The sequence below is a fragment of the Planctomycetia bacterium genome, assembly GCA_021413845.1.
Lineage (GTDB): Bacteria > Planctomycetota > Planctomycetia > Pirellulales > PNKZ01 > PNKZ01.
The window spans coordinates 111846-137794 of the sequence record JAIOPP010000006.1; the positions used below are offsets into that span (position 1 = coordinate 111846).

At 61.3% G+C, this 25949-nt stretch carries 21 protein-coding genes and 1 tRNA gene; 8 read left to right on the top strand and 14 right to left on the bottom strand.

Annotated features, from left to right (window positions below; translation table 11 throughout):
* Window positions 1-42 precede the first annotated feature (42 nt).
* Entirely contained in the window at window positions 43-1455 is a 1413-nt protein-coding gene (locus K8U03_00955) for an aldehyde dehydrogenase family protein (protein ID MCE9603451.1), read from the top strand.
* A gap of 114 nt (window positions 1456-1569) precedes the next feature.
* Here K8U03_00955 and K8U03_00960 read toward each other — a convergent pair whose 3' ends face one another.
* The 11 genes from K8U03_00960 to K8U03_01010 form a co-directional block, all read right to left on the bottom strand.
* On the bottom strand, window positions 1570-2874 hold the full coding sequence (locus K8U03_00960) for a type III polyketide synthase (GenBank protein ID MCE9603452.1): 1305 nt from the start codon (window positions 2872-2874) through the stop codon (window positions 1570-1572).
* 495 nt (window positions 2875-3369) lie between these two features.
* Window positions 3370-3861, bottom strand: a complete 492-nt coding sequence (locus tag K8U03_00965) for a molybdopterin-dependent oxidoreductase (GenBank protein MCE9603453.1) — start codon at window positions 3859-3861, stop codon at window positions 3370-3372.
* Window positions 3854-4228, bottom strand: a complete 375-nt coding sequence (locus K8U03_00970; protein MCE9603454.1) for a hypothetical protein — start codon at window positions 4226-4228, stop codon at window positions 3854-3856. The genes K8U03_00965 and K8U03_00970 overlap by 8 nt, the downstream gene beginning before the upstream one ends.
* Window positions 4229-4315: 87 nt before the next feature.
* On the bottom strand, window positions 4316-5371 hold the full coding sequence (locus tag K8U03_00975; GenBank protein ID MCE9603455.1) for a YndJ family protein: 1056 nt from the start codon (window positions 5369-5371) through the stop codon (window positions 4316-4318).
* Window positions 5372-5624: 253 nt separating this feature from the next.
* Complete coding sequence (locus tag K8U03_00980; GenBank protein MCE9603456.1) at window positions 5625-6572, bottom strand: hypothetical protein; 948 nt, start codon at window positions 6570-6572, stop codon at window positions 5625-5627.
* Entirely contained in the window at window positions 6569-6751 is a 183-nt protein-coding gene (locus K8U03_00985; GenBank protein MCE9603457.1) for a hypothetical protein, read from the bottom strand. The genes K8U03_00980 and K8U03_00985 overlap by 4 nt, the downstream gene beginning before the upstream one ends.
* Complete coding sequence (locus K8U03_00990) at window positions 6748-7914, bottom strand: hypothetical protein (protein ID MCE9603458.1); 1167 nt, start codon at window positions 7912-7914, stop codon at window positions 6748-6750. The genes K8U03_00985 and K8U03_00990 overlap by 4 nt, the downstream gene beginning before the upstream one ends.
* 181 nt (window positions 7915-8095) lie before the next feature.
* On the bottom strand, window positions 8096-8902 hold the full coding sequence (locus tag K8U03_00995; protein MCE9603459.1) for a hypothetical protein: 807 nt from the start codon (window positions 8900-8902) through the stop codon (window positions 8096-8098).
* Between the two features lie 100 nt (window positions 8903-9002).
* Window positions 9003-10547, bottom strand: coding sequence for a threonine ammonia-lyase, biosynthetic (ilvA, locus tag K8U03_01000; protein ID MCE9603460.1), 1545 nt, complete (start codon window positions 10545-10547; stop codon window positions 9003-9005).
* Between the two features lie 106 nt (window positions 10548-10653).
* Window positions 10654-11187, bottom strand: coding sequence for a hypothetical protein (locus K8U03_01005; GenBank protein ID MCE9603461.1), 534 nt, complete (start codon window positions 11185-11187; stop codon window positions 10654-10656).
* A 34-nt stretch (window positions 11188-11221) separates the two neighbouring features.
* Entirely contained in the window at window positions 11222-11998 is a 777-nt protein-coding gene (locus K8U03_01010) for a transposase (protein ID MCE9603462.1), read from the bottom strand.
* Between the two features lie 71 nt (window positions 11999-12069).
* Between K8U03_01010 and K8U03_01015 the strand changes: the two genes are divergently transcribed.
* From K8U03_01015 to K8U03_01030, 4 genes are all read left to right on the top strand, one after another.
* The gene (locus K8U03_01015; GenBank protein ID MCE9603463.1) at window positions 12070-13311 is read left to right on the top strand and encodes a hypothetical protein; all 1242 of its coding nucleotides are present in this window, start codon (window positions 12070-12072) and stop codon (window positions 13309-13311) included.
* A gap of 129 nt (window positions 13312-13440) precedes the next feature.
* Window positions 13441-14205, top strand: a complete 765-nt coding sequence (locus tag K8U03_01020) for an SDR family oxidoreductase (GenBank protein MCE9603464.1) — start codon at window positions 13441-13443, stop codon at window positions 14203-14205.
* Between the two features lie 373 nt (window positions 14206-14578).
* Entirely contained in the window at window positions 14579-16231 is a 1653-nt protein-coding gene (locus tag K8U03_01025; GenBank protein ID MCE9603465.1) for a GAF domain-containing protein, read from the top strand.
* 110 nt (window positions 16232-16341) lie between these two features.
* Window positions 16342-16425 (top strand) — tRNA-Leu (locus K8U03_01030).
* Between the two features lie 124 nt (window positions 16426-16549).
* Here the strand turns inward: K8U03_01030 and K8U03_01035 are convergent.
* On the bottom strand, window positions 16550-17305 hold the full coding sequence (locus tag K8U03_01035; protein ID MCE9603466.1) for a hypothetical protein: 756 nt from the start codon (window positions 17303-17305) through the stop codon (window positions 16550-16552).
* Between the two features lie 86 nt (window positions 17306-17391).
* The gene (locus K8U03_01040; GenBank protein ID MCE9603467.1) at window positions 17392-17886 is read right to left on the bottom strand and encodes a cation transporter; all 495 of its coding nucleotides are present in this window, start codon (window positions 17884-17886) and stop codon (window positions 17392-17394) included.
* 403 nt (window positions 17887-18289) lie between these two features.
* On the opposite strand from K8U03_01040, the gene typA reads away from it, so the two are divergent.
* Window positions 18290-20152, top strand: a complete 1863-nt coding sequence (gene typA / locus K8U03_01045) for a translational GTPase TypA (GenBank protein MCE9603468.1) — start codon at window positions 18290-18292, stop codon at window positions 20150-20152.
* Between the two features lie 139 nt (window positions 20153-20291).
* On the opposite strand, the gene K8U03_01050 is transcribed toward typA, so the two are convergent.
* On the bottom strand, window positions 20292-21320 hold the full coding sequence (locus K8U03_01050) for a fatty acid desaturase (protein MCE9603469.1): 1029 nt from the start codon (window positions 21318-21320) through the stop codon (window positions 20292-20294).
* A 351-nt stretch (window positions 21321-21671) separates the two neighbouring features.
* On the opposite strand from K8U03_01050, the gene K8U03_01055 reads away from it, so the two are divergent.
* Window positions 21672-24374 carry a DUF1549 domain-containing protein gene (locus tag K8U03_01055; GenBank protein MCE9603470.1) on the top strand — a complete coding sequence of 901 codons (2703 nt, stop codon included), beginning with the start codon at window positions 21672-21674 and terminating at the stop codon, window positions 24372-24374.
* Between the two features lie 76 nt (window positions 24375-24450).
* The gene (locus K8U03_01060) at window positions 24451-25947 is read left to right on the top strand and encodes a DUF1501 domain-containing protein (GenBank protein ID MCE9603471.1); all 1497 of its coding nucleotides are present in this window, start codon (window positions 24451-24453) and stop codon (window positions 25945-25947) included.
* Window positions 25948-25949: the final 2 nt, after the last annotated feature.

The following is a 25949-nucleotide window of genomic DNA, read 5'->3' on the forward strand; positions in this document are numbered from 1 at the left end:
GATATAATTCGCGCGACGCCATCAACCTAGGAGCGAATGACGATGCGTATGTTTTACGGCAGCGACTGGCACGACGCGACCCAAAAGATCGAGGTCCGTAATCCGTACGACGATTCGGTGGTCGGCACCGTTCCCTCGGCGACGCCGAGCGACATCGAAGCGGCGCTCCAAGGAGTGACGGCCGGCGCGAAGACGATGGCCGCGCTTCCCGGCTATAAGCGCTATCAGATCTTGCTGAAAGCGTCGCAGCTTATGGAGGCCCGCGCCGACGATCTCGGGCGGACCATCAGCAGCGAAGAGGGAAAGACGCTCGCCGAAGGACGCATGGAAGTCCTCCGCGCGAAGGAGACGCTCGAGCTTTCGGCCGAGGAAGCGAAACGGATCGAAGGGGAAGTGCTCCCGCTCGATGGCGCTTCGGGCGGAGCCGGCAAGCTTGGGTTCACGCTCCGGATTCCTTGCGGCGTCGTGGCGGCGATCACGCCGTTTAACTTTCCGCTGAACTTGGTCGTACACAAAGTCGGTCCGGCATTAGCCGCAGGAAACTCCGTCATCATTAAGCCGGCCGGCGATACGCCTTTGTCGGCGCTGCGCATGGTCGAGGTGCTGCTTGAGGCGGGCCTTCCTCCGGACGGCATCGCGTGCCTCACCGGCTCCGGCAAGACGGTCGGCGAACCACTCGTGCGCGATGCCCGAGTGCGGAAGGTTACGTTCACCGGCAGCCGCGATGTCGGCGAGCACTTATGCAACATCGCGGGAATCAAACGGGTGACGATGGAGCTCGGGTCGAACAGCCCGCTCGTCGTGTTGCCGGATGCCGATCTGGAAAAAGTGGCGAATGCGATCGTGACGAGCGGCTACGGCAACGCCGGGCAGCTTTGCATTTCGACCCAGCGCGTGCTCGCGCTCGGCAGCGCCTACGGCGACTTGCTCGACTTGCTCCGGCCGAAGGTTTCGGCGTTGCGCTTCGGTAATCAGCTTGATCCACAGACACAGATGGGCCCGATGGTGCGCGAAGCGGATGCGGTGCGCGTCGAGCAATGGATCAACGAAGCGGTGGCCGGGGGAGCGCGAGTCGTATGCGGCGGGAAGCGCAACAAGACCGTGGTCGAGCCGACCGTCTTGGCCGATGTGCGACCGGAAATGAAAATCAGTTGCGATGAGTTATTCGGTCCGGCGGTCGGCGTGACGCGCGTCGCTACGGTCGACGAGGCGATCGCGCTTGCCAACTCGACGCGCTACGGCTTGAGTGCGGCGATCTTCACGCAGAACATCGACTCGGCGTTGAAGTTCGCCCGGCAAGTCGAGAGCGGCAACATCCACATCAACTGGGGAACCGCCTGGCGGGCCGACTTGATGCCGTACGGCGGCCTGAAGGATTCCGGCCTGGGGAAAGAGGGGCCCAAGTACGCGATCGAGGAAATGACCGAGACGAAGACCGTGATTATTCACGGGTGAGGCTGTGCGTGCGCGGCGGGATTGCCGCAGCCGGCACGTGCGCCCCCAGATATTCATCTGGGGCTATTGAACGGAGATGCGCGAAGTAGCATGCTTTCTCGGCACGCGCTACGTCTACACGAACAGCGCGGCTTCCGCTGCTAATCCTGGCCCGAAACCTAAGGCGACGCACGGCATCTTCGCGCCCGAGGCGCGTAGGCGTTGCAGGATGAAGAGGACGGTCGGCGACGACATATTGCCGCATTCGGCGAGGACTTCGCGCGACACGGCCGTAGCGGAGCGCGGCAGGCCGAGGCTTTCTTCGACCGAAGAGAGAATGCGCGGCCCGCCCGGATGCACGGCCCAACTCCCGACGTCTTCGATCTTGAGCCCTTGCGCCGCCAGCCACGACTCGAACCACGGTCGCAGGTGCTTGCCGATCAAGTCGGGCACACGCGACGAGAGGAACATCTCGAACCCGTTGTCGCCGAGGTTCCACGACATCGCATCGGTGGAATCGGGAATGACGCACGAGCCGGTCGCAGCGCAACGCAACGTGCCGCCGTCGTTGGCGGATGCGGCATTGGGTGCGGAGTCGGCGTGGCCGATGACGAGCGCTGCCGAGCCATCTGCGAAGACCGCGTTGCCGACGGCGCGAGTCGGGTCCCATTGAAACGAGTAGTGCAAACTGCAAAGTTCGACTGCGCACAAGAGAACGCGATTCTTCGGATCGGCTTGCGCAATCGCGGTGGCGGCGCGGAGGCCGTTGATCGCGCCGTGGCAACCCATGAAGCCGACTTGGATCCGGCCGACATCGCCGCGCAGGCCGAGTCGATTGATGATCGAGATATCGATGCCCGGCGCAAAGAAGCCGGTGCAGGTAACGGTGACTAAATGCGTGATCGCGGCGGCAGCGACGCCGGAATCGATCAGCGCGAGTTCCGCGGCATGTACGGCGAGTTCGGGTGCCGCTTCCGCGAAGATCTGCATCCGTTCGGCGGTCGAAGGGCCGCGATGGACCGGACCATCCGACTCGGGCAAGTCGCCGAGTTCTTCTTCGGTCATGTCTTCGATATGCGCGTCGTCGAGCATGCCGTCGATGATGCGGCGGCGACCGTTAGCGGAGGCGGCGTGACCGTTGCCGTTGTGGGACGAACCGTTCTTCGACGCACCGACTTCGGCGTGCAAGGCGGCAGCGCCGACCGTCGAGACGACGGTTGCCGGAGCGGCAAGCCACTCGAGAGCGATTTGATAAGGTACGCAGGTGGCGCGTTGTTTAACGCCTGCCTTGCGATAGAGAACCTTGACGAGTTTCTTCTCCGCTTCGTCGCGGCAGCAAATTTCTTGGGCGAGCATGACGGCATCGTCTTGCGCCATCAGGTATTCGGGCTGAGCGGTTCCGAGTCCGAGAATCGCGGCATGCGAAGACGACTGCGTCATGTCTGAGTTTCCCAAGCGACAAAAATACGAAACCGCCGACCTAATTCATTCGGACCGACACCGGACGCCGAGAGCATCGGCGAACCGAACGCACGAAGACGCCGACTGCCAGAGACGGCGTGCTTGTCGAATCGGCGCAGGTCTATTCGATAGAACAACTTAGCGTCGACTAAACGTCGCGATCCGGCAATCCTTGCCCGCGAGCGGCTACCGAGGCGAACCGGTTCGGTGTTCGACTCTCTTCCGCCACCGGCTCGTTTGAAGAAGCGCGGCTGTTGAAGAGAGATTTGTGTCGAATCGAACCGCAATACAAGAGCGCCTCGTTCAGACTGATGTTACATCGATCTGTAGTGTAAAGGTTTACGCCGTCTTGAGTCAATGAGACGTGACCGGCCTTGAAGATGCGCAAAACGGCTGCCGGCAGGGTTCAAACCGTAATTCCGGCGATTCTTAAGAAGCCGCAATGCGAACGGGGGGAGCCGCGAAGCTTCGAGGCTATGCTCCGCCGGTCGATTCCTTATGGTGCAGTTCCGCGTGTTCGTCGGCATCGTGCGGGCGGTTGTCGAAGCCGCGGACCGCGGAGAGCTCGATCCGATCGACGAACTTCACGTTGGCGCATTCATCGACCTCGGCCGAATGACAAGCTGCGAAGTCGGGCACGAAAAACCGAAACGGACCACCGGCCGCCACCGGCAAAGGCTCGCCCTGCAAACGATAGATGACGATCGCCCGCGCGCGAATCGCCGTGAGCGGAATGCTGGCGTGGAAGTCGTCGCGCGAGGCGTGCAGGGTCAGCCACGCGGCATCGGGTCGAACGCCCGAGCGTTGCAATAAGCCTTCCAGCCGGACGGCATCGCCGGAGCGCTTCGGGTCGAGCGTGCCGACATCGACGATTTGAAACTCCGCGTCGATCGCCGCCAGGTCGGCAAACGAAAGCCGGAGCGGAGCGTCGACTTCGCCGTCGATCACGAGCCGAGCATCAACCATCCGGCAGCTCTCCCTCTGCGGTCAAATCGAATCGCGAGACATCGAACCCGACGGCCTTGAGGTCCTCTTTCCAAACATCGATCGCATTCACGATCCGCTGCCGGGCCAATTGCTTTTGCGTCGCCATGATCCGCTTCTGCATCGCCAACACCGGCCAGAAGATCGGAATGATCGACATGCATCCTTGCAGCTTGCCGAACGAAGCGAAGACTTGTTCTTGTGCGCGAAGCTCGGCGATCGCGTTTCGTATGTAAAGCAGCTTCGCTTGCCGCATCTCGGTTTGCGGCAAGCCGGCGAGCGTAGCCGCGAAGAGTTGCAGCTTCTCGGGCGAAAGCGAGTTGTCGTTGAGCCCGGATCGATTTCCCATATGCCGGCGATTATATCGGCATTCGATCATCCGTGCGAATCGAGACGACGAGAGGAGCCCGACGGCAGGCGTTAGAGCGTGGCGATTCTAAACGCTCGCCGTGCGCGGCCGGCGAAAACGGGAGCGCCATGCGCAAATCACGCAGAACCCGAAGCCGACGGCATTGAGCGTGCCGTGGATCGCGCGCATGTGAGGAATATCGAGGATCTTGATCGGGTAGACGCTGCGCAGGCCGTAGAGCGTGGCGAGAACCATTGCGGCAATCAGCGAAGCAGCGGCGACCGACCAAAGCCCACGCACGAGCGGAGTGTACTGCGCGCGTCCGGCCAACAGGAGATGCATCCAAGCCACGAGCGCTCCGGCGAGCGCCATAATGACCGCGGCGACCGTTTCGAGAGCCGAGCCGTATCCCAACTTCGCGGCGAGGATGCCGGCGGCGGTGAGGGGAACCCCGATCATCGCGGCGATGCAGGCCGCTTTCGCAAGCAGGCTTTCGTTCAATTCCTTCGCCGCCCAGCCGGCTGCGAGCAGCAGCACGAATCCGGCATAGTGGAAGTGGAGCGCCGTGAGAATCTCGATGTTCGACTCGAAACCCCAAGGCCGCATGCCGGCCCTTTCGACGACGACCCAAACACCGCCGATCGCAAGAAAGATGAAGGCGACATTGATGGTGAGCCCCCAGAGACAGCGCGTGCCGCGCTCGCGAATGGCGACGATGCCGGTCAGAGCGTAGAGGCACGTCATCGCGAGCCAGGGCAATGTCAGCGATGCGACGGCAATGCCGGGAACCATCAGATACGCGCCGATCAATACCGCGGCCGCCGACAGATGCATGCGCTCGATCAATTCCCACAACTTCACGGTCGCCGGCGTCACCGACTTCAGAAAAATGCCGACCGTCAACGGGACGATGACCAACGCCGCGAGCAGCAACAACATCTCCGACCAAAACGCTTCGAGCCTGACCGGCTCTTTCAGCAGCGCCGGGTTTTGCCATTGCCAATAGGCGAAGATCCCTAAGAAAACCCCGCCGACTACGGCCCTGACGATGTCGATGGTCGGCGCGACGACGGTCGACCCCGGAACGACCGGAACGGTTCCGGACGAAGCGCCGGAAGAGGCGGGTGCGGGAGTCGAAGTCATAGGGTGCTCGCGCGACGAGGTGTGGAACGATTCAAAGGTGAACGATTACTCGCCGATCGGGCCTCTCGCAAGGCGCGAAATCGGGCCGCTGCCGGAGGTCGGCAAGGCTAGACGCATTCTGCATTCCGCGTGCCGGCCACCGAACGAGCTCTCCGAATCTCTGTCGCACATTTCCTCACATCCTCGGCGACTTACAAGAGTGTAACGCAATGCAGCGGATTGCCGGATTAGTAGATCAAAGATTCGTGCGACGTTACGGAAGCGGCGGCGGCTGAGGCGGAGCCGGCAATGATTGGGTCGTCGATGGTTGGGTCGGCAATGGTTGGGCCAGCGATTTTTTATGTTGCTCAAGAACGAACTTGAGGCGCATGTCGTGCCGGTAGCGCAAATACATTTTCCAGGCTACGACCCCTCCTCCGACAATACAACCGACGACGATCATCACGATCGCAACGAGCGTCCAATCCATGCTTCGGGCGATTGCGCCGGGGATCTCGGCCAAGGGCTGAAGCGCCGCTTGCGAAAGATCACGTGTCCCGTCGATAAACGGCTTCGGATCGGCGAGGAACGCAGCGAGCCCGGCCGTTACGGCCAACTTCCCTTTGTTCCTCCAGATAAACTGCATCGCGTTATCGCCGTAGCGGCCGACGACATCGAGCAATTCCGCGTTTCGGGCCAGCGGTGCGGTCGCTTGGTCGGTCGACATCATCGCGAGAAGTCTGCCGTTTTGAGGATCGACCGCTTTGAGTGCCCGCACGGCCGCCTCGCCCGACTCCTTCAAGAGCGGCTCGGCAAGCTCCTTATGCTTCACGAGCACCTCGGCCGCGTCGTCGCCGTATTTCGAGGCGAGTTCCAGTCCCGCGGGCCGTTTGGCGATCCACACGACGCCGTCGTCGCCGAAGCGCGCCATGGCGCGAATCGCCGCGGCGCTGTTCGGACCGGCTTCGTCGGCAATGCGAAGCGCGCGCGGACCGAGTTTGCGCATCGCTTCAATCCCTTCGTCGCCATGTTTCGTGGCGAACACTTCGATCTTCTTAGCTAGGACTTCGAGCCCTTCTTCACCGGCCTCTTTCGAGAACTTCTTCGTGACGTATTCGACCGTCTCGCGCACCGCCTTCGCGGCGACTTCGGCCTGGGCCGCTTGCGGCGCATAGCAAAAACAAAGCGCCGCGAGCAGCGCGGCTTTCAACAGCTTCTTCATGGGTTGGCTCCGTATTTCTTAGCGGCTTCCCGCGCAGCGGCCGCGCGTTCGTCGGCATTTTTTGCATCGAGCGAAGGGGAACTTCCGGCAACCGATCCGGCCGGCTTCGTCGGTTCTTGGCAACCGACCGACGCCGACAGCGCCAGAGCGACGATGCTTGCCGTGAACATTTTCTTCATAACGCTTCTCCGGTTTCGTCGAAGACCAAACGACGCAGCGCTTCGCGGCGCAGTTTGGCTCGTGTTTCATGGAGCTTAAGCAATTCGCGGCGCAACCCCAAGCTGCCACCCGCCTCGATCGAATCGACCGCTTTTTGCGATTCAGCCCGAACGGTTGCATCGTTATCGGAACGAGCCATCGACCGCAACTTGTCCAACGCGGCCAGGGCTTCGGGATCACCTTCGACGAGCAGCGTGCGGACTTGCTTGAGAACGTCGCGGACTTTTTCGGAAATCTTTTCGGCCGGATCGTAGCCGGCGATCTTCGTAATCCGATCGATGGCGACGTCGATCGCCACGGCCGCAACCAAGCCGATGCCGAACGTCGCCCAACTCGAGGCGGCGCCTGTGCCGAGAATACCGGCGGACACGCCGAGCCGTGTCGCTACGGCCGTCGCGACGCGCACCGCGATCTGTGCCGCGATCTCGCCGGAAACGAACGACACTACCTCACGTGAGACGGCGAATTGCGAATCGCGCGCCACTGCCTCGGCAACATCTTGCAGCAGTCGCTCGAAGCGGCGACGGAATTCCTGCTCGGGCAGGGCGGCCAGAGGAGCGCCGGGCACCGCGAACTCGCGCTCGCTTAAATCGGCCCGCACATCGACGAGGAGTTGATTCTCGATTCCTTGTACGCGACTCACATAACCGCCGATCGCCGACTCGATCACGGTCTTGAGATCGGCGATCGCGAAAATGTTTTGCTCGAACTTCTCCTGCAGAAACTTGAGATGCGCGTCGTCGTCGACCGTCGGGAGTTTGCTTTTCACGAAGACCCATTTGCCTTGAAGCGACAGGACCGCTTCGGCGAACGGCTTCGTCCCGGCTCGACGTTCGTAGAAGAATTCATCGATCGAAGCGAGTTCGACTTTAAGGCACTCGAGCGCCTCGCGATCGGCTTCGTCGATGCGCGGCTCGATCTTGTCCCAAGCCTTGCGCCGCCAAGTAGTCCAATCGATCGGCGAGTTCGTCGCGGGGGGCGCAACGTCCGCTGGGGCGATCCTCAGTTCCGGCATGTGAGCGGCCGGCAGATAGAAACGACCGAGCCAAACCGCAGCGCCGAACGAGACGATCAGCGTCGTCGCGAGAACGGTCGAAGCGGTAGTCGAGCGGCGCGGGTCCATGATCTTCCGTGCTTACGTCGCGAAGGAACTCGAGGTCGCACGGCAATCGGGGCAAAAACGAATACCGTCCCGCAACCGTGGCTCGACGCTACAAGTGTATCACGAAAAACGGAAATCGCCGCAAGTCGGGTGCAATGCCGGCGACGGAAGCCGTTATCGGCGGAAAACATCCGTCGCGCGGCTACCAATCCACGATTTCGTGCAACGAGCGGTCGATCGTCGCACACAGTTCATCGAGCGGCAGATCGTCGCCATCGGTGCCGAATGGGTCTTCCGCTTCTTCCGCCAACACCTCGATGCCGACCATCAGATAGGCCACGAGCATCGTCACCGGCGCCGTCCACCATTCGAGCGTGTCGACGAGGCCCCAGGGAAGCGTGAGCACGTAGACCCAGATCGATTGCATGATGAACCGACGATAGCCGCCCGAGATCGGGGTCTTGTGGATGCGTTCGCAGCTACCGCAAATCTCTAACAGCGCCGCCGCATGGCGATCGAGAAACAAAAGTTCGAAGCCCCCGAGTTGCTCCGAGTGCCGCCAACGCTCCAAGCGATCGTAGATGCGGGCCACGATAAACGAAGGGACATGCTTCGGCTGTTCGGTCGAGTCGTGAAAAGTCGGCAAGTCTTGCAGGCGAACCCCGCCGCGAAGATGGTCCTTCAACGCAAACGCGAAGGCCGAAAGCCGCTCGGCGATTTCGATCTTATCGCGCGGTTCGGCGCGCACGCAGGTGGCGATCTTCACGGCGAAGTTGCGCGTCTCGTTGACGAGTTGCCCCCACAGCTTGCGCCCTTCCCACCAACGGTCGTAGGCCGTGTTCGTGCGAAACACGAGCAGCAAGCCGAGGATCAAACCTAAGAGCGTATGAAACGCCGGCGTCAGATGAATCGCCCCGCCGGTAATTTGATCGATCCCGGAGACGACCAAGCAATAGAGCCCGATGCCGATCACGACCGGCACGGTCTTACGAAGGGCGGCGCTCGACATAGCGGAAGGGGGGCGTTTGCTCGGAGAACTCATGGCACCCGGTTAGTTCGAAGTAAAACGACGATCGACATGGCGTAGTATGCGCGGCGAGCGCGGGCGGCTAACGAAGAAATAAGCGATAGGCCGGGTTGTCTGTTTCATCGACGCACGGATAGGCGAGTCCGGCGACGAACTCCTGAAACGCGTTCGAGCGAGCGGCGGGAACTTGAATTCCGACTAAGACGCGACCGAAATCGGCCCCTTGATTGCGATAGTGAAACAAGCTGATATTCCAATCGGGAGGCATCGACGACAGAAATCGCATCAACGCGCCGGGCCGTTCCGGAAAGTCGAATCGATACAATCGTTCGTCGTGCGCCAACCGACTCCGGCCGCCCACCATGTGCCGAACGTGCAGCTTCGAGAGTTCGTTATCCGTGAGATCGATGGTCGTGAAACCTGCGTCGTTCCACTCGCTCACGACGTGGGCCGCTTCGTCGCGACGATGGATCGAAAGGCCGACGAAGACGTGAGCTTCGTTTTCATCGGAGATGCGGTAGTTGAATTCCGTGACGCTGCGGGGCCCGATCATCTCGCACAGCCGCTTGAAGCTGCCGCGGCGCTCGGGAATCGTGACGGCGAACAACGCTTCTCGCTCTTCTCCCACTTCGGCGCGCTCGGCGACGAACCGTAGCCGGTCGAAATTCATATTCGCGCCGCAAGTGATCGCGATCAACGTGCGCGCTTCGAGAGTATGCTCGGCGGCATACTTCTTCAATCCGGCGACTCCCATCGCACCGGCCGGTTCGAGAATGCTGCGCGTGTCTTCGAACACATCCTTGATCGCGGCGCACACGGCATCGCTATCGACGACGACGAAATCATCGACGAGCGCGCGCGTCAGGCGAAACGTCTCTTCGCCGACGAGCTTCACGGCCGTGCCGTCGGAAAACAGGCCGACCTCGTTCAGCGTGATGCGCTTACCGGCCCGAACGGAGCGGAGCATCGCATCGGAATCGATCATCTGCACGCCGATGATCTTGATCTCGGGCCGAACGGCTTTTAGATAGGCTGCCACTCCCGAGATGAGCCCGCCGCCGCCGATCGCAACGAAGACCGCTTCGATCGGATGCTGATGTTGCCGCAGGATCTCCATCGCGACCGTTCCTTGGCCGGCGATGACGTCGGGATCGTCGAACGGATGGACGAAGACCAAGCCTCGTTGTTCCGCCAGCGCGAGCGCATGCAGATAAGCGTCGGAGTAGCTCTCGCCGTGCAATACGACTTCGGCTTTCAAGGCCCGCACGGCATCGCTCTTCAGCTTCGGCGTCGTGACGGGCATGACGACGATCGCTTGGCAGTCGAGCTTTTGCGCGCTAAGCGCAACCCCTTGGGCATGGTTGCCGGCCGAGGCGCAGATGACGCCGCGACGGAGTTGCTCCGGCGCCAGCTGCGCCATTTTGTTGTACGCTCCGCGCAGCTTGAAGCTGAAGACGGGTTGCGTATCTTCTCGCTTGAGCAGTACCCGATTACCCAGTCGAGCCGATAAGCGCGGCGCCGCTTCCAATACAGACTCGATCGCCACGTCGTACACGCGCGCCGTGAGAATCTTCTGGAGGTAATCGTGCAGTCCGAGTGGCGCGCTCCCGCCGGCTTCGCTTTTCAGCTTCGTGTCGACGGCGTCGCGATCGGACGGGACCAATTCGTTCTCCTTCTTCGACTGTCAGGGCATCCCACGGCCCTGGGTCGCTCTCGTCGATGCGTTTTACGGATCAGAACTCGTAATGCTCGGCATCTTCATCGAGCATGTGTACGGAGCCGCGCAGATCCATCAGGAAACTGCGGATGTTCAAATTCCACAAGTCACGGTCTTGCCCCTGCTCGATCTTCACCTTGCAATGGGCGCCGATCGCATCGCGCAGATCGAAGGCATGCTTGCGGTGTTCGATTTCTTCGGCGTCGCGACCTGCCGTACTGTCGTCGAAGTCGAAATCGGGCCCGAGGAAATGGGCATAAGCACCGCAGTTGCGATGCTCCATGATGTAGATGTCGCGGATGTTGTGCAGGTTCACGGCGATATCGAGATGCTGAAAGAAGACCTCGCGCCAGGCGGCGTGCGTCGGCTGCATCACGCCTAACGCCGCGCCGGCGAACACCAACTGGTCGTAGCGGTTGACGAGATTATCGCCTTCCATGAACTGCCCGATATCGTCGATGAACCGCAGATCCATGCAGCTCAACAGCAGCACGTTCTTACGCGGCGCGGCATAGGGCCGCTCCTGCGGCGAGCGTCGATGTATTTCCATAAAGGGGACATTCTACTTTATTAAAGGGGACATTCTACTTTTTCACGATCATCTTCGGCTTCGACGTACCGCGCGGCCGCCCTCGGGGACGAAGCGTGTGTTCGAGGTCGAGCTTTTCGGCCGTGCGGCTTTGCCACGCGCCGCTTCCGAACGGAGCGCCCCGCTGGATGCTCGCGCGTACGGCCGCGACTTCGGCCTCGGTCTGCGGCTTGTTGACAAGCTCGGCCCAATTGCGCGGTAGCTTCACCGGCGACGGCGCAAGAATCTTCGGCAGATCGACGTTCATAACGATCGGCTCGGTCTTCGCAAGCTTGCGGCCGGGAGCCGCTTTTCCGGTCTGAGTTGTCCCAGTCTGAGCTTTCCCGATCTGCCCGACCCTGGCCGACAAACTCCCCCACGGCCACTGCTCGGCCCGAGCGACCAGCTTGGCCCGCAAGGGGTTGCGTTCGACATAGCGGAGCACGCTCAGCAAGTGTTCATCGGCCTGAATCGGAAAAGCCTTGTAGCGACCTTGCCAGACGTGCCCCTCCCCCTGATAGTGGCGATGGTAGCGACGGACATGCGAGGTCATCAGCCACTGCATCCAGCGGCCGAGATCGCCGTCGTCGAAGGGACGAAGGATCAGATGAAAATGATTCGGCATCAAGCACCAACCGAGAATCCGCATCGGCAACCGCTCGCAAGCCGGCGGCAACAGATCGAGGAAGGCGGCGAAATCTTCCTGCTTATGAAAGATTTCGGCCCGCGCGTTGCCGCGGTTGAGCACGTGATAACAAAGGCCGCCGACGGCGGCGCGAGCGGATCTTGGCATGCGGGAGATGGTAGCGAACGCGACGGAAAGTGTCAATTAAAGTAGAATGTCCCCTTATTTCGAGCCGTGCAATGCTATCTCGCGCCTTATCGATCTCGCTCGTGTTGCTCTCCGCTACTTCGCTCACCTCGGCCGCCGAGCCGCCTCCCGCCGAAGTATTCGAGCGGCGGATCGTGCCGATCTTTAAGTCGCCGAATCCTTCGAGTTGCACGCAATGTCATCTCGCCGGCGTCGATCTCAAGAACTACATCTTGCCGTCGAGCGAGAAGACGTTTCTTTCGTTGCGCGACCAAGGATTGATCGACCTCAAGAGTCCTGAGCAGTCGAAGATCTTGAAGCTGATCGCGATGCGCGACCCGGAACAGACGTCGGCAGCGGCGTTGATTCACGAGAAAGTGCGTCAGGTCGAACACGAAGCGTTCGCGGCCTGGATCGCGGCCTGTGCGGCCGATAAACGATTGACGTCAGCGCCGAAGCTCGCGACTGCCGAGCTCGCCGAACCGCAGCGGCCGGTGGAAGTGATTCGCCATGCGCGAAAAGATCAGGTCTTAGAGTCGTTCGAGAGCTCCGTTTGGGCGATGCGCTTTCGCTGCATGAGTTGCCACATCGAAGGGACCAAAGACAACGACAAACTACGGGCCGAACACGGCGACCAAGTTGCCTGGATCAAGAAAGCCGGCTCTCAAGCAACGCTGGACTATCTCGTCGAAGCGAAGCTGATCGACCTCGAGCAACCGACCGAAAGCCTGCTGCTTAAGAAGCCGCTGATGACGGTCAAGCATGGGGGCGGCAAAAAGTTCTTGATGGGAGATCAGGGCTATAAAGCGTTCCGCGGCTGGATCGAAGATTATGCCAAGCTCAAGGCCGATGAATATGCGACTGCCGCGGCGCTGCCGAAGGAAAGCGACGTCGAGCGCGTCGGGTCCGACATCTGGATCAAGCTCATGAACACGCCGCCGGCTTGGGGCGATGCACTCGTGCAAGTCGACATCCATGCTTGGAACGACGGAACGCAAATGTGGGAAGCGAAGCCGATCGCTTCGACCGATCGTGCCAACTTCGGCAAAGGCCGGCTCTGGCAACATAACCTTACGCTCTACAAGAATCGCGACGACAAGGCTGCGCCCCAAGCCGGCTTGCCCCCGGGCCGATACTTGCTCAAAGCGTTCGTCGATCGAACCGGAAAGCTGAGCGCCGATTGGACCGCACCGCTCGACGCGACCGACTTCGCCGGACAAACCGAATTCGAAGCGAAGTGGAAGCCCGGCTACGGCGGCATGACCGCGATCGACGGCGGGAAGCTGGCGAAGTGATGAGAGCTGCCTAGGCGAAGGGGAGAGGTCGGGCGACGGAACGAGATGCGCGACCGTGCGCTCGACATTGCCGGCCGCTCGGCGTAAGTTATCCGCGACTTTCACTTTCGCTCAGCGGAGAACTGGATCATGCGCCTCAAAAATAAAACCGCGATCGTCACCGGCGCAGGCTCCGGCATCGGGCGGGCCATTGCCGAGTTGTTCGCGCGCGAAGGGGCCGCGGTCGTCGTCGCCGATATCGATGAAACCGGCGGTCGGGCCACGGTCGAGGCCGTTGCAAAGGCCGGTGGTCGTGCGACGTTCGCGCGGTGCGATGTCTCCAAGGAAGCGGAATGCATCGCGGCCGTCGGCGTCGCCGTGGCCGAGTTCGGCGGGTTGAACGTCGTCGTCAATAACGCAGCCGCATTCATCTACGGCAGCGTCGAACAGACGACTTACGAACAGTGGCACAAAGTTTGGGACGTCAACGTGGTCGGGCAAGCGCAGATCGTGAAGTCGGCATTGCCCGCGCTGCGCAGAGCGGGGGGCGGGGCGATCGTGAACATCGCTTCGCAGAGCAGCTTCATTGCGCAGGCCAATTACGTCCCTTACAATTCGTCGAAGGCCGGCATTCTTCAACTCACGCGCTGTCTCGCGATGGACTTGGCCGTCGACCGCGTGCGCGTCAACGCGGTCTCGCCCGGCACGATCAAAACGCCGGCCGTAGACCATTGCATTCGCACGCTCGGCATGACGCTCGACGAAGGGTACGAGCGCTTCGGCAACGATGCCGTTCTCAAGCGACTCGGCGAGCCGATCGAGATCGCCAACGCGGTGCTGTTCCTCGCTTCCGACGAAGCGTCTTACATCACGGGCGCGAATCTCGTGGTCGATGGCGGGGCGACGATCGACTAAGTTCGCAGGACCCGACGCTTGGTGCCGTTGCCACGCTTGCTGGTTCGTGAACCCGCAAGCGTCGCGCACTACGTTTCCGTAGGCGCCCCTACAATCGGTACGATCGGTTTCTTTCACCGGCGTTCACCAAACTCCGGCACCTTGCCGATCATTAAGCTTGCCGGTCGGGAATAGTAGGCGACTTAGGCGATTTGATTCGTTGGACTGCTGGACTGATTAAACGATTGCACTCCCTTTGTTTCGGAGCGCGTCGTTGGCGATCAGGTGCGGCGGCGACGAAGCGATTCACAATGCGCAGGGTCCACACTGCGCTGCGCCTGCTTTGATCCAGTTCGGCATCGGCTTCGCCCGTGTCCCTCGAAGTAGAGTACCTGTGGCTAATACCTTTGCGAATCATCTGCGACTGTTCAGCGACTTGGCTCATGGCGAAGGTCGCCGCGAGCCGGAACTCGCCGACCCGGTCGATCGCCTTTGTCGCGCGTTTACCGCAGCGACGCGTTGGAAGCTGGAGTGCCTCAGCGGCACCGAGCCCGCGCCGGGTCGATCGTCGCACATCGCTTGGACGGCACCGGTAACGCCGACGGGCAAGGCTTCGCGACGTTGGCAATTGAGCGGTGTTGCGAATGCGGGGGCATCCGCAACGTCGCCGGTGGCCGAAGAGGAAGCGCGCAACTTAGCTTCGGCCTTGGCCGATATCGTCGCCGAGTTGATGCGCACGCAACGGGCCTTGAACGAGCGCGAAGCGGAATTGGCCGCGGGCGTTCCCTTGATTCCGCATCCCAAGGCCGAGCGGCATCTGGCCGAGCGGTTGGAAGCGGTGTTGCAATCGGCGGCGCAAGCGGTCGGTTGCCGAGCGGCGGGAATCTATTTGCTCGATGCAGGCACCAGCGAGTTGAAAGTCCGTGCGCAGTGGAACCTGCCCGCCGAGCGCTATCTCGACGCGCCGCGACCGCTGCGCGGCGCGATGGCCGATCTCGAAGCGCTCGCCGGGCATGCCGTTGCGCTAGAAGATGCGACGTTGTTCGATCATTGGAACCTGCCGGAGCCGAACTTTGAGGCGGCTATCTGCGTTCCGATCGCATCGCCGATGGAACTACTCGGCACGCTCTGGGTCTTCGCCGACGAGAAGCGCGCGTTCACCGATCAAGAAGTGAACCTCGTCGAGATCTGCGCAGGGCGCGTCGCGGCCGATCTCGAGCGCGAGATCTTGATGACCGAGACGCACGACACCGCGCGGCTCAAGCGCCACTGGGATGATGCGGCCGAGCGCCGCAAGACGCGCGTGCCGCAAGTAGCGCCGCTCGTCGATGGTTGGGAGATTGCCGGTTGGAGCAGCCCGGCCGAAGAATCGCTCGGTGAGTTCCACGATTGGCTCGTCACACGCGACGGGGCGCTGGCCGCTGCGGTCGGCCGCGTGGAAGACTCCCACTTCGCGGCGGCGCTCTCCGTGGAAGCGCTCCGGAGTGCATGGCGCGCACACGCGCACCATGAGCCCGACATGGGCCGGCTATTGTCTCTAGTGAACGACGATCTCTGGAGCGGCTCCGCAGAAACGGTTCCTGCGCACTTGATCGGCCTGCATCTCATCGACGATGGGCGGATCACCTGGGCTTCGGCCGGTCGCACCAGCGGACTGCTGCTGCAACTACAAGCCGGCGATCGCCGCACGGCAGCCGACACGGCAATCACTTCGGGCGGAATTCTGCTGCCCGGCAAGCCGGCGATTACCGATCTCACTGCCTTCGGCGATGCGGCCCGATACTTCGGCGATACGTTGTCGCTGGGGATCGAGTCGGATGTGCGGTATGAAGCCTGTGCGCGGAGGTTGCTGCCGGGCGACATCCTCGTGCTGACGAACAGCGCTGCACAAGCGGAGGCGCTGACGACCGCCGCGCGAGCGGGAAAACTGCCGGGCGTCGGACGACGGAGTTGCCGCGAATGGCTGGAAGCGTTCCGGTTGCTGCTGCACTCGACGGATGAACTGCTGCGACCGGCGGCGCTCGTGGTCGTGCGGAGAACACGGTAGTCGATTTGACCGACTGACTCAGCCCGCTCAGAGAAGAGTCGCGAATGCGGGTGTTCCGACGCCTTGACGCGAAAAATCAATCATTTAGACTAGGTAGTCTTCGACAATTTGCGGTGGTGGCGAAATTGGCAGACGCACCAGCTTGAGGGGCTGGCGGTAGCAATACCGTGGAGGTTCAAGTCCTCTCCACCGCACTTCGTATTCTTATAAAAGCCCGGCGATTTCGCCGGGCTTTTTTTGTTTATCGAGTTTCCCCGGCGTATTCACGCCGGGCTATTGAACGGAGTGGATCGAGCGAATGAATCGCTTGAACCGATTCTACCCGTATAGCCGGTTCACTTCGTCGTACTTGATCTTTCTGGCGCGCACGGTTCCGTCGCTGAGTTTTTCGCCGAGCGGGTCGAGATACAGCCGGCCGGTCGAGAGGCTCGACGTCGGGTTCACGTCCATGACGTGGATGTTGAAGATGTAGCCGACGTCGTCGGTCGCCGTGAACCAGTGGATATTGTCTTTGTAGTCGGACACGCTTGAATACTCGCCCGGCGCGAAGGGGCGATCGATCGTCGGGCGGATCAGATAATGATCCGGTTCGTCTTTCAACCGGTCGTAATGTCGGCCCTGGAACTTCCCTTTCACGATCAAGAACGCCGTCGCCATGTTGTTGTGGCCGTGCGGCACGACGCTGCGCCCTTTCTTCATCGCAAACACTTGGCGACCGAAAACGAGCTTCGTCGGCACGCCGGCGATCTCCGCAAATTGCGGTCGCAAGCTGCGGGCACCATGCTCCGGAAAGTCGACGTTCGACGAGAGCTTGTCGAAATCGATCAAGCGCAACAAGTCGGGCAGATCGACTTTCGCGTACAGCGCTTCGACTTGCTTTTGCCACTCGAGCTGCTTGAGCTTCTGATCTTTGACGTCTTGCCCAAGCTGGTTGAGCTGCGCAAGCCAAGCGGTCGTGATCGGTTTCACTTCGGCGGCGAAGGCATCTCGTGCGAAGAGGGTGTCGAACAGTGCGAACGTCATCACGGAGCCGAGAGCTTCGCGCGTGAAAGCACGACGATCGAGAACTGCCATAAATCGCTCTCTATAATTTAAGACGAGCGGGGACGTCTCCATCCCCGCTCGTCGGAAGTTCGATTTGAACTCTGCTCTTCCGAGACCTACTTTACCGTGACGTGGAAGCCGGCTTCGTAAAGCGCTGCGACGACGGCCTTGGCATCGAAGTTCCCTTCGATGACGAAATCTTTCGTCTTCGGCTTGGCGGTGTCGGCTTCGACGCCCGGCACTTCTTTGATCGCGGCCTTGATGGCCTTCGTGCAAGCGCCGCAGCAGTTGTGCGCGTTCGACACCGTGAGCCGCTTGACTTTGCCGGACGGCGCGCCGCTGTCGTCTTTGATCGAGATGCCGGTTCCTTCGACCTTCGCGTGGTATCCGGCTGCTACGATCGCGTCGACGGCCTTCTGCGCCGCTTCCGGCGTGGCGGCTGTGATCGTCGATTCGCCGTTCGCTTGATCGACCGCTACTTTCGCGTCGGTCAGATCTTTCACGGCATTCTGGATTCCCTTCGTGCAACCACCGCAGCAGATATGCATTTCGGTGAGCTTCACGGTCGTTTCGGCATAGATTGCCCCGCTGCCGCCGAGCATAAGGCCCATTGCGCCGGCAACGATTGCTGTAAACCGCTTCATAGTGACGATCTCCTGATAAATCGCATCGATTCTTTTCGATTTGTGCAAAATCCCCTGATTCAGGCGCACTCTGACGGGTTTTGCCCGCCGAGTCAATGTTTTTCTAACGTGAATTCCGCTCCGAATCGTCCGAAACAGGTCGATTTGCGGTTGTGGCCTGATGGGGGTGCTGCGTTAGAATTACAAGACTCGGCAGGTCGCCCCGAGGGATAGTGTGTGCGACCGGGCCCGAAGATGCTCGCCGTTCGTAGTTCGTTCGCGTCTAGCTCGCGTCTTTCGCCCCTTCGTTTCGTCGTCCGAGCGTGCTTGAATCGAACGTGCTTGAATTAAGTTTGAACCCTTGCCGTGAATTTTTATGAGCTCCGTCATCATGCCTGAAACCACTTCGCCCGCCTCGACCTCGGCTGCCGACGCACCGAAAGCCCGGCGTTCCGATATCCGCAACTTGGCGATCATCGCCCACGTCGATCATGGCAAGACGACTCTCGTCGATTGCTTGCTCAAAGAAAGCGGCGAGTTCCGGGCCAGCGAACTTACCGAAACCTGCATCCTCGACTCGAACGACCTCGAGAAGGAGCGCGGCATCACGATCTTGGCGAAGAACGTGGCGATGCACTACAAGGGGATCAAGATCAACCTCATCGATACCCCGGGACACGCGGACTTCGGCGGCGAAGTCGAGCGCGTGCTCCGGCTCGCCGATGGAGCGCTCGTGCTCGTCGATGCCGCAGAAGGGCCGATGCCGCAAACGCGGTTCGTGTTGTCGAAGGCGATCGAGTTCGGCTTGAAGCCGATCGTCGTCATCAACAAGATCGACCGCGGCGATGCCCGCTGCAACGAAGTGCTGAACGAAGTCTTCGAGTTGTTCCTCGAGCTCGGTGCCGACGACGAGTTGGCCGACTTCCCCTACATCTTCGCTTGCGGTCGCGACGGCTACGCCACGACCGATTGGAACGTCCCCACGGATTCGATCCGTCCGTTGTTGGACCTCGTCGTCGAACACATTCCGGGCCCGGAAATTGAGGCGGAAGCGCCGTTGCAAATGCTCGTTACCACGCTCGACTGGTCGGAGTTCGTCGGCCGGATCGCGATCGGCCGGATCTATGCCGGCACGGTGAAGAAGGGGCAACGAGTCAACTTGATGCAGAAAGACGACAGGAACTCGGCGCTGAAAGTTCAAGCGCTCCACGTGTTCGAGAAGCTGAGCCGCGTCGAAGTCGACGAGGCGGGTGCCGGAGATATCGTAGCGATCGTCGGGCTGGAACAGGTCGAAATCGGCGACACGATCTCCGACATCGATCAACCCCGGCCGCTGCCGCGCGTGACGGTCGATCTTCCGACCCTCGAGATGACGTTCAGCGTCAACACCTCGCCGTTCTGCGGCAAGTCCGGCAAGTTCCTCACGACGCGCCACTTGCGCGATCGGTTGATGAAGGAGTTGCAACGCAACGTCGCGCTCAAAGTTCGCCAAATACCGAACTCCGATACTTACGCCGTCGCCGGCCGCGGATTGCTGCACTTGTCGGTGCTCATCGAGACGATGCGCCGCGAAGGGTACGAAATGTCGATCGGCAAGCCGCAAGTCATCACGCAAATCATCAACGGCGTCGAGCACGAGCCGTTCGAGACGCTCGTCGTCGAAGTGCCGCCGGAAAAGCTCGGCAAGGTCATGGAGCTCGTCGGCGCGCGGCGCGGCAAGATGCTCGAAATGACGCATCGGGGCAACTACTCGTTCGTGCAGTTCTCGATTCCCGCTCGCGGCCTGATCGGCCTCCGAACGCGCGTGCTCAACGCCACGCAAGGGGAAGGGATCATGCATCACCGCTTCGAAGACTATAAGCCGCTCGAAGGAGACGTGCCGGCCCGCGCCAACGGCGTGCTCATCTCGATGGTCACGGGCAAGACCGTCGCGTTCGGGCTCGACGGCCTGCAAGACCGGGCCGACTTGTTCGTCGGGCCGGGGGCGGAAGTGTATGAAGGGATGATCGTCGGCGAGAATGCCCGCGACAACGACATGACCGTGAATCCTTGCCGCGAAAAGAAGCTCACGAACATGCGTGCTTCGGGAACCGACGGCATCACGATTCTCAAGCCGCCGCGCCAGATCACGCTGGAAACCGCGTTGGAATACATCGAAGACGACGAGCTCGTCGAAGTCACGCCCGACGCAGTCCGCCTCCGCAAGCAACTGCTCACGGAAAACGACCGCAAGCGCGCCGGCCGTAAGGCATAAGGCGGAGAATAACGATCGACTTCCGCATAGCTCGACGGGCGCTGCCACGTCGATATCTCGGAGCGCAATAAAAAAAAGGGAGCGAGAAGCCTAGGCTTCTCGCTCCCTTTCGATTTTATCTGCCGCGAAGTTCGACGAACTAAGCGTGATCCACGGTGCCGTGCAGCTTCCGGTTCGGCACGTCGTGTACCACGTTCTTGATCAGCCCGAGCTTCTCAAGCACGCGGATTTGCATGTAGGTGACATCGAACTCCCACCAGCGGTGGCCGTGCTTCGCCATCCGTTGATACGCGTGGTGGTTGTTGTGCCAACCTTCGCCGAACGCCAACACGCCGACCCACCAGAGGTTCCGGCTATCGTCGGTCGTCTTGTAGTTGCGGTAGCCCCACATGTGCGTGGCCGAGTTGACGAACCAGGTGATGTGCAGCACATAGACCAACCGCACGAACATGCCCCACAAGAGCAGCGACATCGCCATGTTGAAGCCGCCGGTCGCATAACCGATGCCGAAGAAGATCGCTCCCATGATGAAGTGCGACGGGAGAAACATCTTGTGCAAGAACACCATGCCCTTGTCTTTCAACAAGTCCGGACAGTAGCGATTCATGAGATCGTCGAAGTATTTGCGTCCATATTGCGGGCACATCCAGCTAATGTGCGACCAGAGCCCGCCGTGACGCGGCGAGTGCGGGTCTTCATCGTGATCGCTGTAAGCGTGGTGCTTGCGGTGCGTCGAAACCCATTGCAGCGCGCTCCCCTCGCCGGAAAGCCCGCCCATCAGGGCGAAGAACCAACGCATCGGCTTCGAGCAAGTAAAGCTGCCGTGCGTGAGCAACCGGTGATAGCCCATGCAGACGCCGACGCTGCCGGTGATGAATTGCATCACGAAGAAAAGGGCGAGCCCTTGCCAGGTGAAGTAAAACGGCGCGGCCAAGGCCACGAGATGCAAGATGCCGAACCAAGCGATGACCGGCCAATCCAAGCCGGTCGCGAACGGGTCGTGTCCGTCGGCCGCCGAGGTGATCGTTTCCTTGCGGCCCATCTTGGCCGGACGAATATCCAAGAGAGCGACATCCCCTTCGACGGGACCGGTCGCCATTTTTTCCATCGGGGAAGTGACGCCATGGGCATGGGTGTGCCCCTTCGTTTCTCTCGTGTCGATCGACATGCGAAAACTCCTAAAGCTGACCGGCGGGCGCTTGCTTGCGGCCACGCGTACCGAACCATCCGGAGCCGTGAGCGGCCGACACACGCGGCGCTCCTTATCTCCATCGACGGATTGTAGAAAAGGGGGCCGGTTTCGGTGTCACAGCCGCGTGAAGGCTTTGTAAAAGCTGGGTAAAACACCGGTCGGCAGGCCCCCGGAGGAACGACAATCGTCAGATTTCCCCTGTTCTCCGCTTCAGGAACGCGCTCCGCTCGCCTCGGACCTGCGGCATTTACGCATTGCTTGCGGCATCGGCCTGCGCAGCGAAAGCCCGTAATTGACGCTCGTTTTAACTTCATCCACACTGAAGCGATGAAGAATCCAGCCCTTTCCATGCTCGCGCTGCTCTCCCTCGTTTCGTGGGCATTCGCCGGAAACTTAGCGCGAGCCGCGGAAACACCGGTCGATTTCGCCCGCGACGTCGCTCCGATCTTCCAGCACCATTGCGTACGCTGCCATCAGCCGTCGCACAAACTCGGCGAACTTTCGCTCGCTACGCCCGACGACCTCACGACGACCGGCTACGTCGTCGCCGGTAAGCCCGACGAAAGCTATCTGCTCGAAGTCGTCACGGCCGTGAGCGGCAAGTCGCCGAAGATGCCGAAAGAAGGGACCGCGCTAAGTGTCGAGCAATTGCAAACGCTCCGCCGCTGGATCGCCGGCGGAGCTGCATGGCCCAAGGGGGTCGTCGTTCGCGAGCAGCCGAAGGGAGACAAACATTGGTGGTCGCTGCAACCGATCGCCGATCCCAAGCCGCCGCGGATTGCGGCACCCGTTGTTCCGCAACCGGCAGGCGCAGGCTCTGCGCCGGATTGGGCTTCGAACCCCATCGATCGTTTCATCGCGGCGAAGCTTCACGACAAGCAACTCGCACCTTCGCCCCCGGCGGCGAAGGGCGAACTCCTGCGCCGCGTCACGTACGACCTCACCGGGCTACCGCCGACGCCGGAGGAGCTCGCTGCGTTCCTTGCCGATGAACGGCACGATGCGTTCGAGCGCGTCGTCGACCGCTTGCTCGCATCCCCGCGCTACGGCGAGCGCTGGGGGAGGCATTGGCTCGATGTCGTCCGCTTCGGCGAAAGCCGAGGCTTCGAGCGCAACCAGATCATCGACAATCTTTGGCCGTTTCGCGACTACGTGATTCGCTCCTTCAACGACGACAAGCCGTTCGATCGCTTCATTCGCGAGCAGATCGCCGGCGACGTGATCGGCAAAGACGATCCCGAGGTCGAAGTCGGCTCGGCCTTTCTTACCGCCGGCCCTTACGACGACGTCGGCAACCAAGACGCGGCGGCGATGGCGCAAATCCGCGCCGACACGCTCGATGAAGTGATCCGCACCACAAGCGAAGCGTTTCTCGGGCTCACGCTCGGTTGTGCCCGCTGCCACAACCATAAGTTCGATCCCTTGCTTGCCGCCGACTATTACGCGATGTATGCGACGTTCGCCGGCGTGCAACACGGCGAGCGCACGGTCGCCACGGCCGCGGCCCGCGCCGGCCGCGAAGAGAAAACGAAACCGCTGGAAGCGGAAAAGCAAAAGCTCGCGGATGAGCGTGCGAAGCTCGATGCCGAGATCACGGCCCGCGCGAAGCAACTGGAATCGGCGTCGGCGAAATTATGGACTCGGCCGCGCGTCAGCCGCTACGGCACGGAAGAGAATTTCGCTCCGATCGAGGCGCGCTATGTGCGGCTCACGGTCGACTCGGTCGATGAAGAAGAGACCAAGAACCGCCAGTATCGCATCGACGAATTCGAGGTTTGGACTGCAAGCGACTCAAAAGCCCCGTCCAGTAACGTCGCGCTCGCGTCCGCCGGCGGCAAGGCTCAAGGAGCATCGCGGGCTATTCAAGATTTCAAGAACGCCTACGGCGCCGAACTCACGATCGACGGCAAGTTCGGCGAGCGCTGGATCGCCGGCGGGCGAGAGCTCGTCATCGCGCTGGCGAAGCCCGAGCGGATCGAACGCGTTTTCTTTTCGAGCGACCGCACACGGGCCCTCAACGAAGTGAACGGCCATACGACTTTTCCCGGCGAGTACCGCATAGAAACGTCGCTCGACGGCAACCATTGGACGCACGTCGCCGACTCCTCCGCACGACTTCCCGCGACGAAACACATCGCGCAATTGCGTACGCGCAAACAAGTGATGAAGCCCGACGAAGCCGAGCGACTCGCGCAACTCGACGCTCGGCTCGCGAAGCTCGATGTCGAACTCGCGGCCGTTCCCGCGCTCGACTCATGGTGGGTCGGCAAGCGTCAACCTGCGCCGGGGCCGTTCCCGATCTTCCTCGGCGGCGATCCCCAAAAGAAAGGCGAACTCGTCACGGCCGCGAGCCTTGCGGTGTTCGACGACTCCACCTGGAAAAAGAAACTCCCCGGCTACAAACTCGATCCGAAGCTGGATGAAGCGGCGCGGCGCATCGCCTTGGCCGATTGGCTCGTCGCACAGGAGCATCCCCTCACGGCCCGCGTGTTGGCGAATCGCGTATGGCATTATCATTTCGGCGTCGGCATCGTCGACACGCCGAGCGATTTCGGTTTCATGGGCTCCAAGCCGACCCATCCCGAGCTACTCGATTTTCTCGCCCGACGCTTGCTCGCCGACGGCTGGCGAATCAAGCCGCTCCATCGCCTGATCGTGACCTCGCAAACGTATCGGCAATCCTCGGCATCGCGAGCCGAGGCCGCGCGCGTCGATGGCGACTCGCGCTTGCTGTGGCGCTTCCCGCCGCGCCGGCTTTCCGCCGAGGAACTGCGCGACACGATGCTCCAAGTCGCGGGCAAACTCGACCTACGGATGGGAGGCCGTGGCTTCCGCCTCTACGAATACCAACAAGACAACGTCGCCACCTACGTGCCGCTCGACGAAGTCGGTCCCGAGACTTACCGCCGCGGGCCGAACGACTTACCAAAGAATGCCGCGATGATCCGGCAGGACAAGTACGACAAGCGTTTTCATCGGCCTTCAACCGCGCGGCGACGGAAGCGGATGTCGCAGCCGGCGCGGCGTTGATCCAAGCGCACGGCTTGCGAGCGTTTTGCCGAGCGATGTTGAACGCCAATGAATTCGTGTACGTGAGATAGCCGCCATGCATGATCTTCAAACCGCTCTCACACGCCGTCGCTTCTTCGGCGATGTCTCGACCGGCATCGCCGGTATAGGACTCGCGCATCTCCTAGCCGCCGAGTCAAAAAGCGCCGAAGCGAACCCCAAAGCCGCCGCGCCGCTTGCGGGTTCGCGAGCCGCCGACGCAGCACAACAAAACACCTGGCAACCCGGCATCGGGCGCGCGCATTTCCTCCCCAAAGCGAAGCGCGTCTTGCAAATCTTCTGCCCCGGTGCGGCCTCGCACATGGACCTTTGGGAGCATAAGCCCGAGTTGGAGAAGATGGACGGCAAGCCGTTGCCGGGGGGTGAAAACTTCGTGTCGTTTCAAGGGAAAAACGGCAACTTGATGCGCAGCCCTTGGCCTTTCGCGGCCGGGGGAAAGTCGGGCAAGAAAATTTCGTCGCTCTTCGAACACATGCGCGAGCATGTCGACGACATCGCGTTCATCCATTCGATGACCTCGAAGACCAATACGCATGGCCCCGGCTGTGTGTTTATGAATACGGGAAACGTCAGCGAAGGTTTCCCCGCGGCCGGCGCATGGCTCAGCTACGCACTCGGCAGCGCGAACGAAAACCTGCCGGCTTACGTCGCAATACCCGATATTCGCGGCGAGCCGCCGAACGGCAAGGCGAACTGGAGCAACGGCTTTCTTCCGGCCCGACATCAAGCGATCATGCTCGCTGCGCAACAACCGATTCGCAACCTCGCGCGACCGACCGCGATCGACGCCGGCGAGGAACGCTCGACGCGCGGGTTTCTCCGCATGCTCAACGACCGCGACGCCGCCGCGCATCCAGGCGAAACGGAGTTGCAAGCGCGCATCGCGGCGTATGAACTTGCGGCCCGGATGCAACTCTCCGCGCCGGAAGTTTCCGATTTCGCCTCGGAGACCACGGCGACGCACACCCGCTACGGCACCGACGACCCGAACAAACTAAAGGCCGGATACGCTCGGAACTGCTTGCTCGCGCGGCGGTTGCTCGAGCGCGGCGTGCGCTACGTGAACTTGTACTGCGCGTCGCGCGCGTCGGGCGTCGACGGCTTACTGAACTGGGACGCACACAAAACGCTCAAGGCCGACTACGAGCGGCATGTGCCGATCTTCGACCAACCGACCGCGGCCCTGCTTGCCGACTTAAAACAACGGGGCTTGCTCGAAGATACGCTTGTGCTTTGGACGACGGAGTTCGGCCGGATGCCGACGCATCAACTCGGTTCGGTCGGGCGCGATCACAATCCGGACGGCTTCACCTGCTGGATGATGGGAGCCGGCGTTCGCGGCGGCACGAACTACGGCGCAACCGATCCCTTCGGCCGCCGCGCCGAGCAAGACCCCGTAACCGTGTGGGACTTCTACGCCACGGCGCTGCATCTCCTAGGTTTCGATCACACCAAGCTCACGTACTATTCGAACGGCTTAGATCGACGCCTGACGAACGTACACGGCCGAGTGATTCGGGAGATACTTTCGTAGAG

Bases quoted from the DNA above. Each gene is read 5' to 3' on its own strand.
- K8U03_00955 (MCE9603451.1), top strand. From the start codon at position 43: ATGCGTATGTTTTACGGCAGCGACTGGCACGACGCGACCCAAAAGATC.
- K8U03_00960 (MCE9603452.1), bottom strand. From the start codon at position 2,874: ATGACGCAGTCGTCTTCGCATGCCGCGATTCTCGGACTCGGAACCGCT.
- K8U03_00965 (MCE9603453.1), bottom strand. From the start codon at position 3,861: ATGGTTGATGCTCGGCTCGTGATCGACGGCGAAGTCGACGCTCCGCTC.
- K8U03_00970 (MCE9603454.1), bottom strand. From the start codon at position 4,228: ATGGGAAATCGATCCGGGCTCAACGACAACTCGCTTTCGCCCGAGAAG.
- K8U03_00975 (MCE9603455.1), bottom strand. From the start codon at position 5,371: ATGACTTCGACTCCCGCACCCGCCTCTTCCGGCGCTTCGTCCGGAACC.
- K8U03_00980 (MCE9603456.1), bottom strand. From the start codon at position 6,572: ATGAAGAAGCTGTTGAAAGCCGCGCTGCTCGCGGCGCTTTGTTTTTGC.
- K8U03_00985 (MCE9603457.1), bottom strand. From the start codon at position 6,751: ATGAAGAAAATGTTCACGGCAAGCATCGTCGCTCTGGCGCTGTCGGCG.
- K8U03_00990 (MCE9603458.1), bottom strand. From the start codon at position 7,914: ATGGACCCGCGCCGCTCGACTACCGCTTCGACCGTTCTCGCGACGACG.
- K8U03_00995 (MCE9603459.1), bottom strand. From the start codon at position 8,902: ATGTCGAGCGCCGCCCTTCGTAAGACCGTGCCGGTCGTGATCGGCATC.
- K8U03_01005 (MCE9603461.1), bottom strand. From the start codon at position 11,187: ATGGAAATACATCGACGCTCGCCGCAGGAGCGGCCCTATGCCGCGCCG.
- K8U03_01010 (MCE9603462.1), bottom strand. From the start codon at position 11,998: ATGCCAAGATCCGCTCGCGCCGCCGTCGGCGGCCTTTGTTATCACGTG.
- K8U03_01015 (MCE9603463.1), top strand. From the start codon at position 12,070: ATGCTATCTCGCGCCTTATCGATCTCGCTCGTGTTGCTCTCCGCTACT.
- K8U03_01020 (MCE9603464.1), top strand. From the start codon at position 13,441: ATGCGCCTCAAAAATAAAACCGCGATCGTCACCGGCGCAGGCTCCGGC.
- K8U03_01035 (MCE9603466.1), bottom strand. From the start codon at position 17,305: ATGGCAGTTCTCGATCGTCGTGCTTTCACGCGCGAAGCTCTCGGCTCC.
- K8U03_01040 (MCE9603467.1), bottom strand. From the start codon at position 17,886: ATGGGCCTTATGCTCGGCGGCAGCGGGGCAATCTATGCCGAAACGACC.
- typA (MCE9603468.1), top strand. From the start codon at position 18,290: ATGCCTGAAACCACTTCGCCCGCCTCGACCTCGGCTGCCGACGCACCG.
- K8U03_01050 (MCE9603469.1), bottom strand. From the start codon at position 21,320: ATGTCGATCGACACGAGAGAAACGAAGGGGCACACCCATGCCCATGGC.
- K8U03_01055 (MCE9603470.1), top strand. From the start codon at position 21,672: ATGAAGAATCCAGCCCTTTCCATGCTCGCGCTGCTCTCCCTCGTTTCG.
- K8U03_01060 (MCE9603471.1), top strand. From the start codon at position 24,451: ATGCATGATCTTCAAACCGCTCTCACACGCCGTCGCTTCTTCGGCGAT.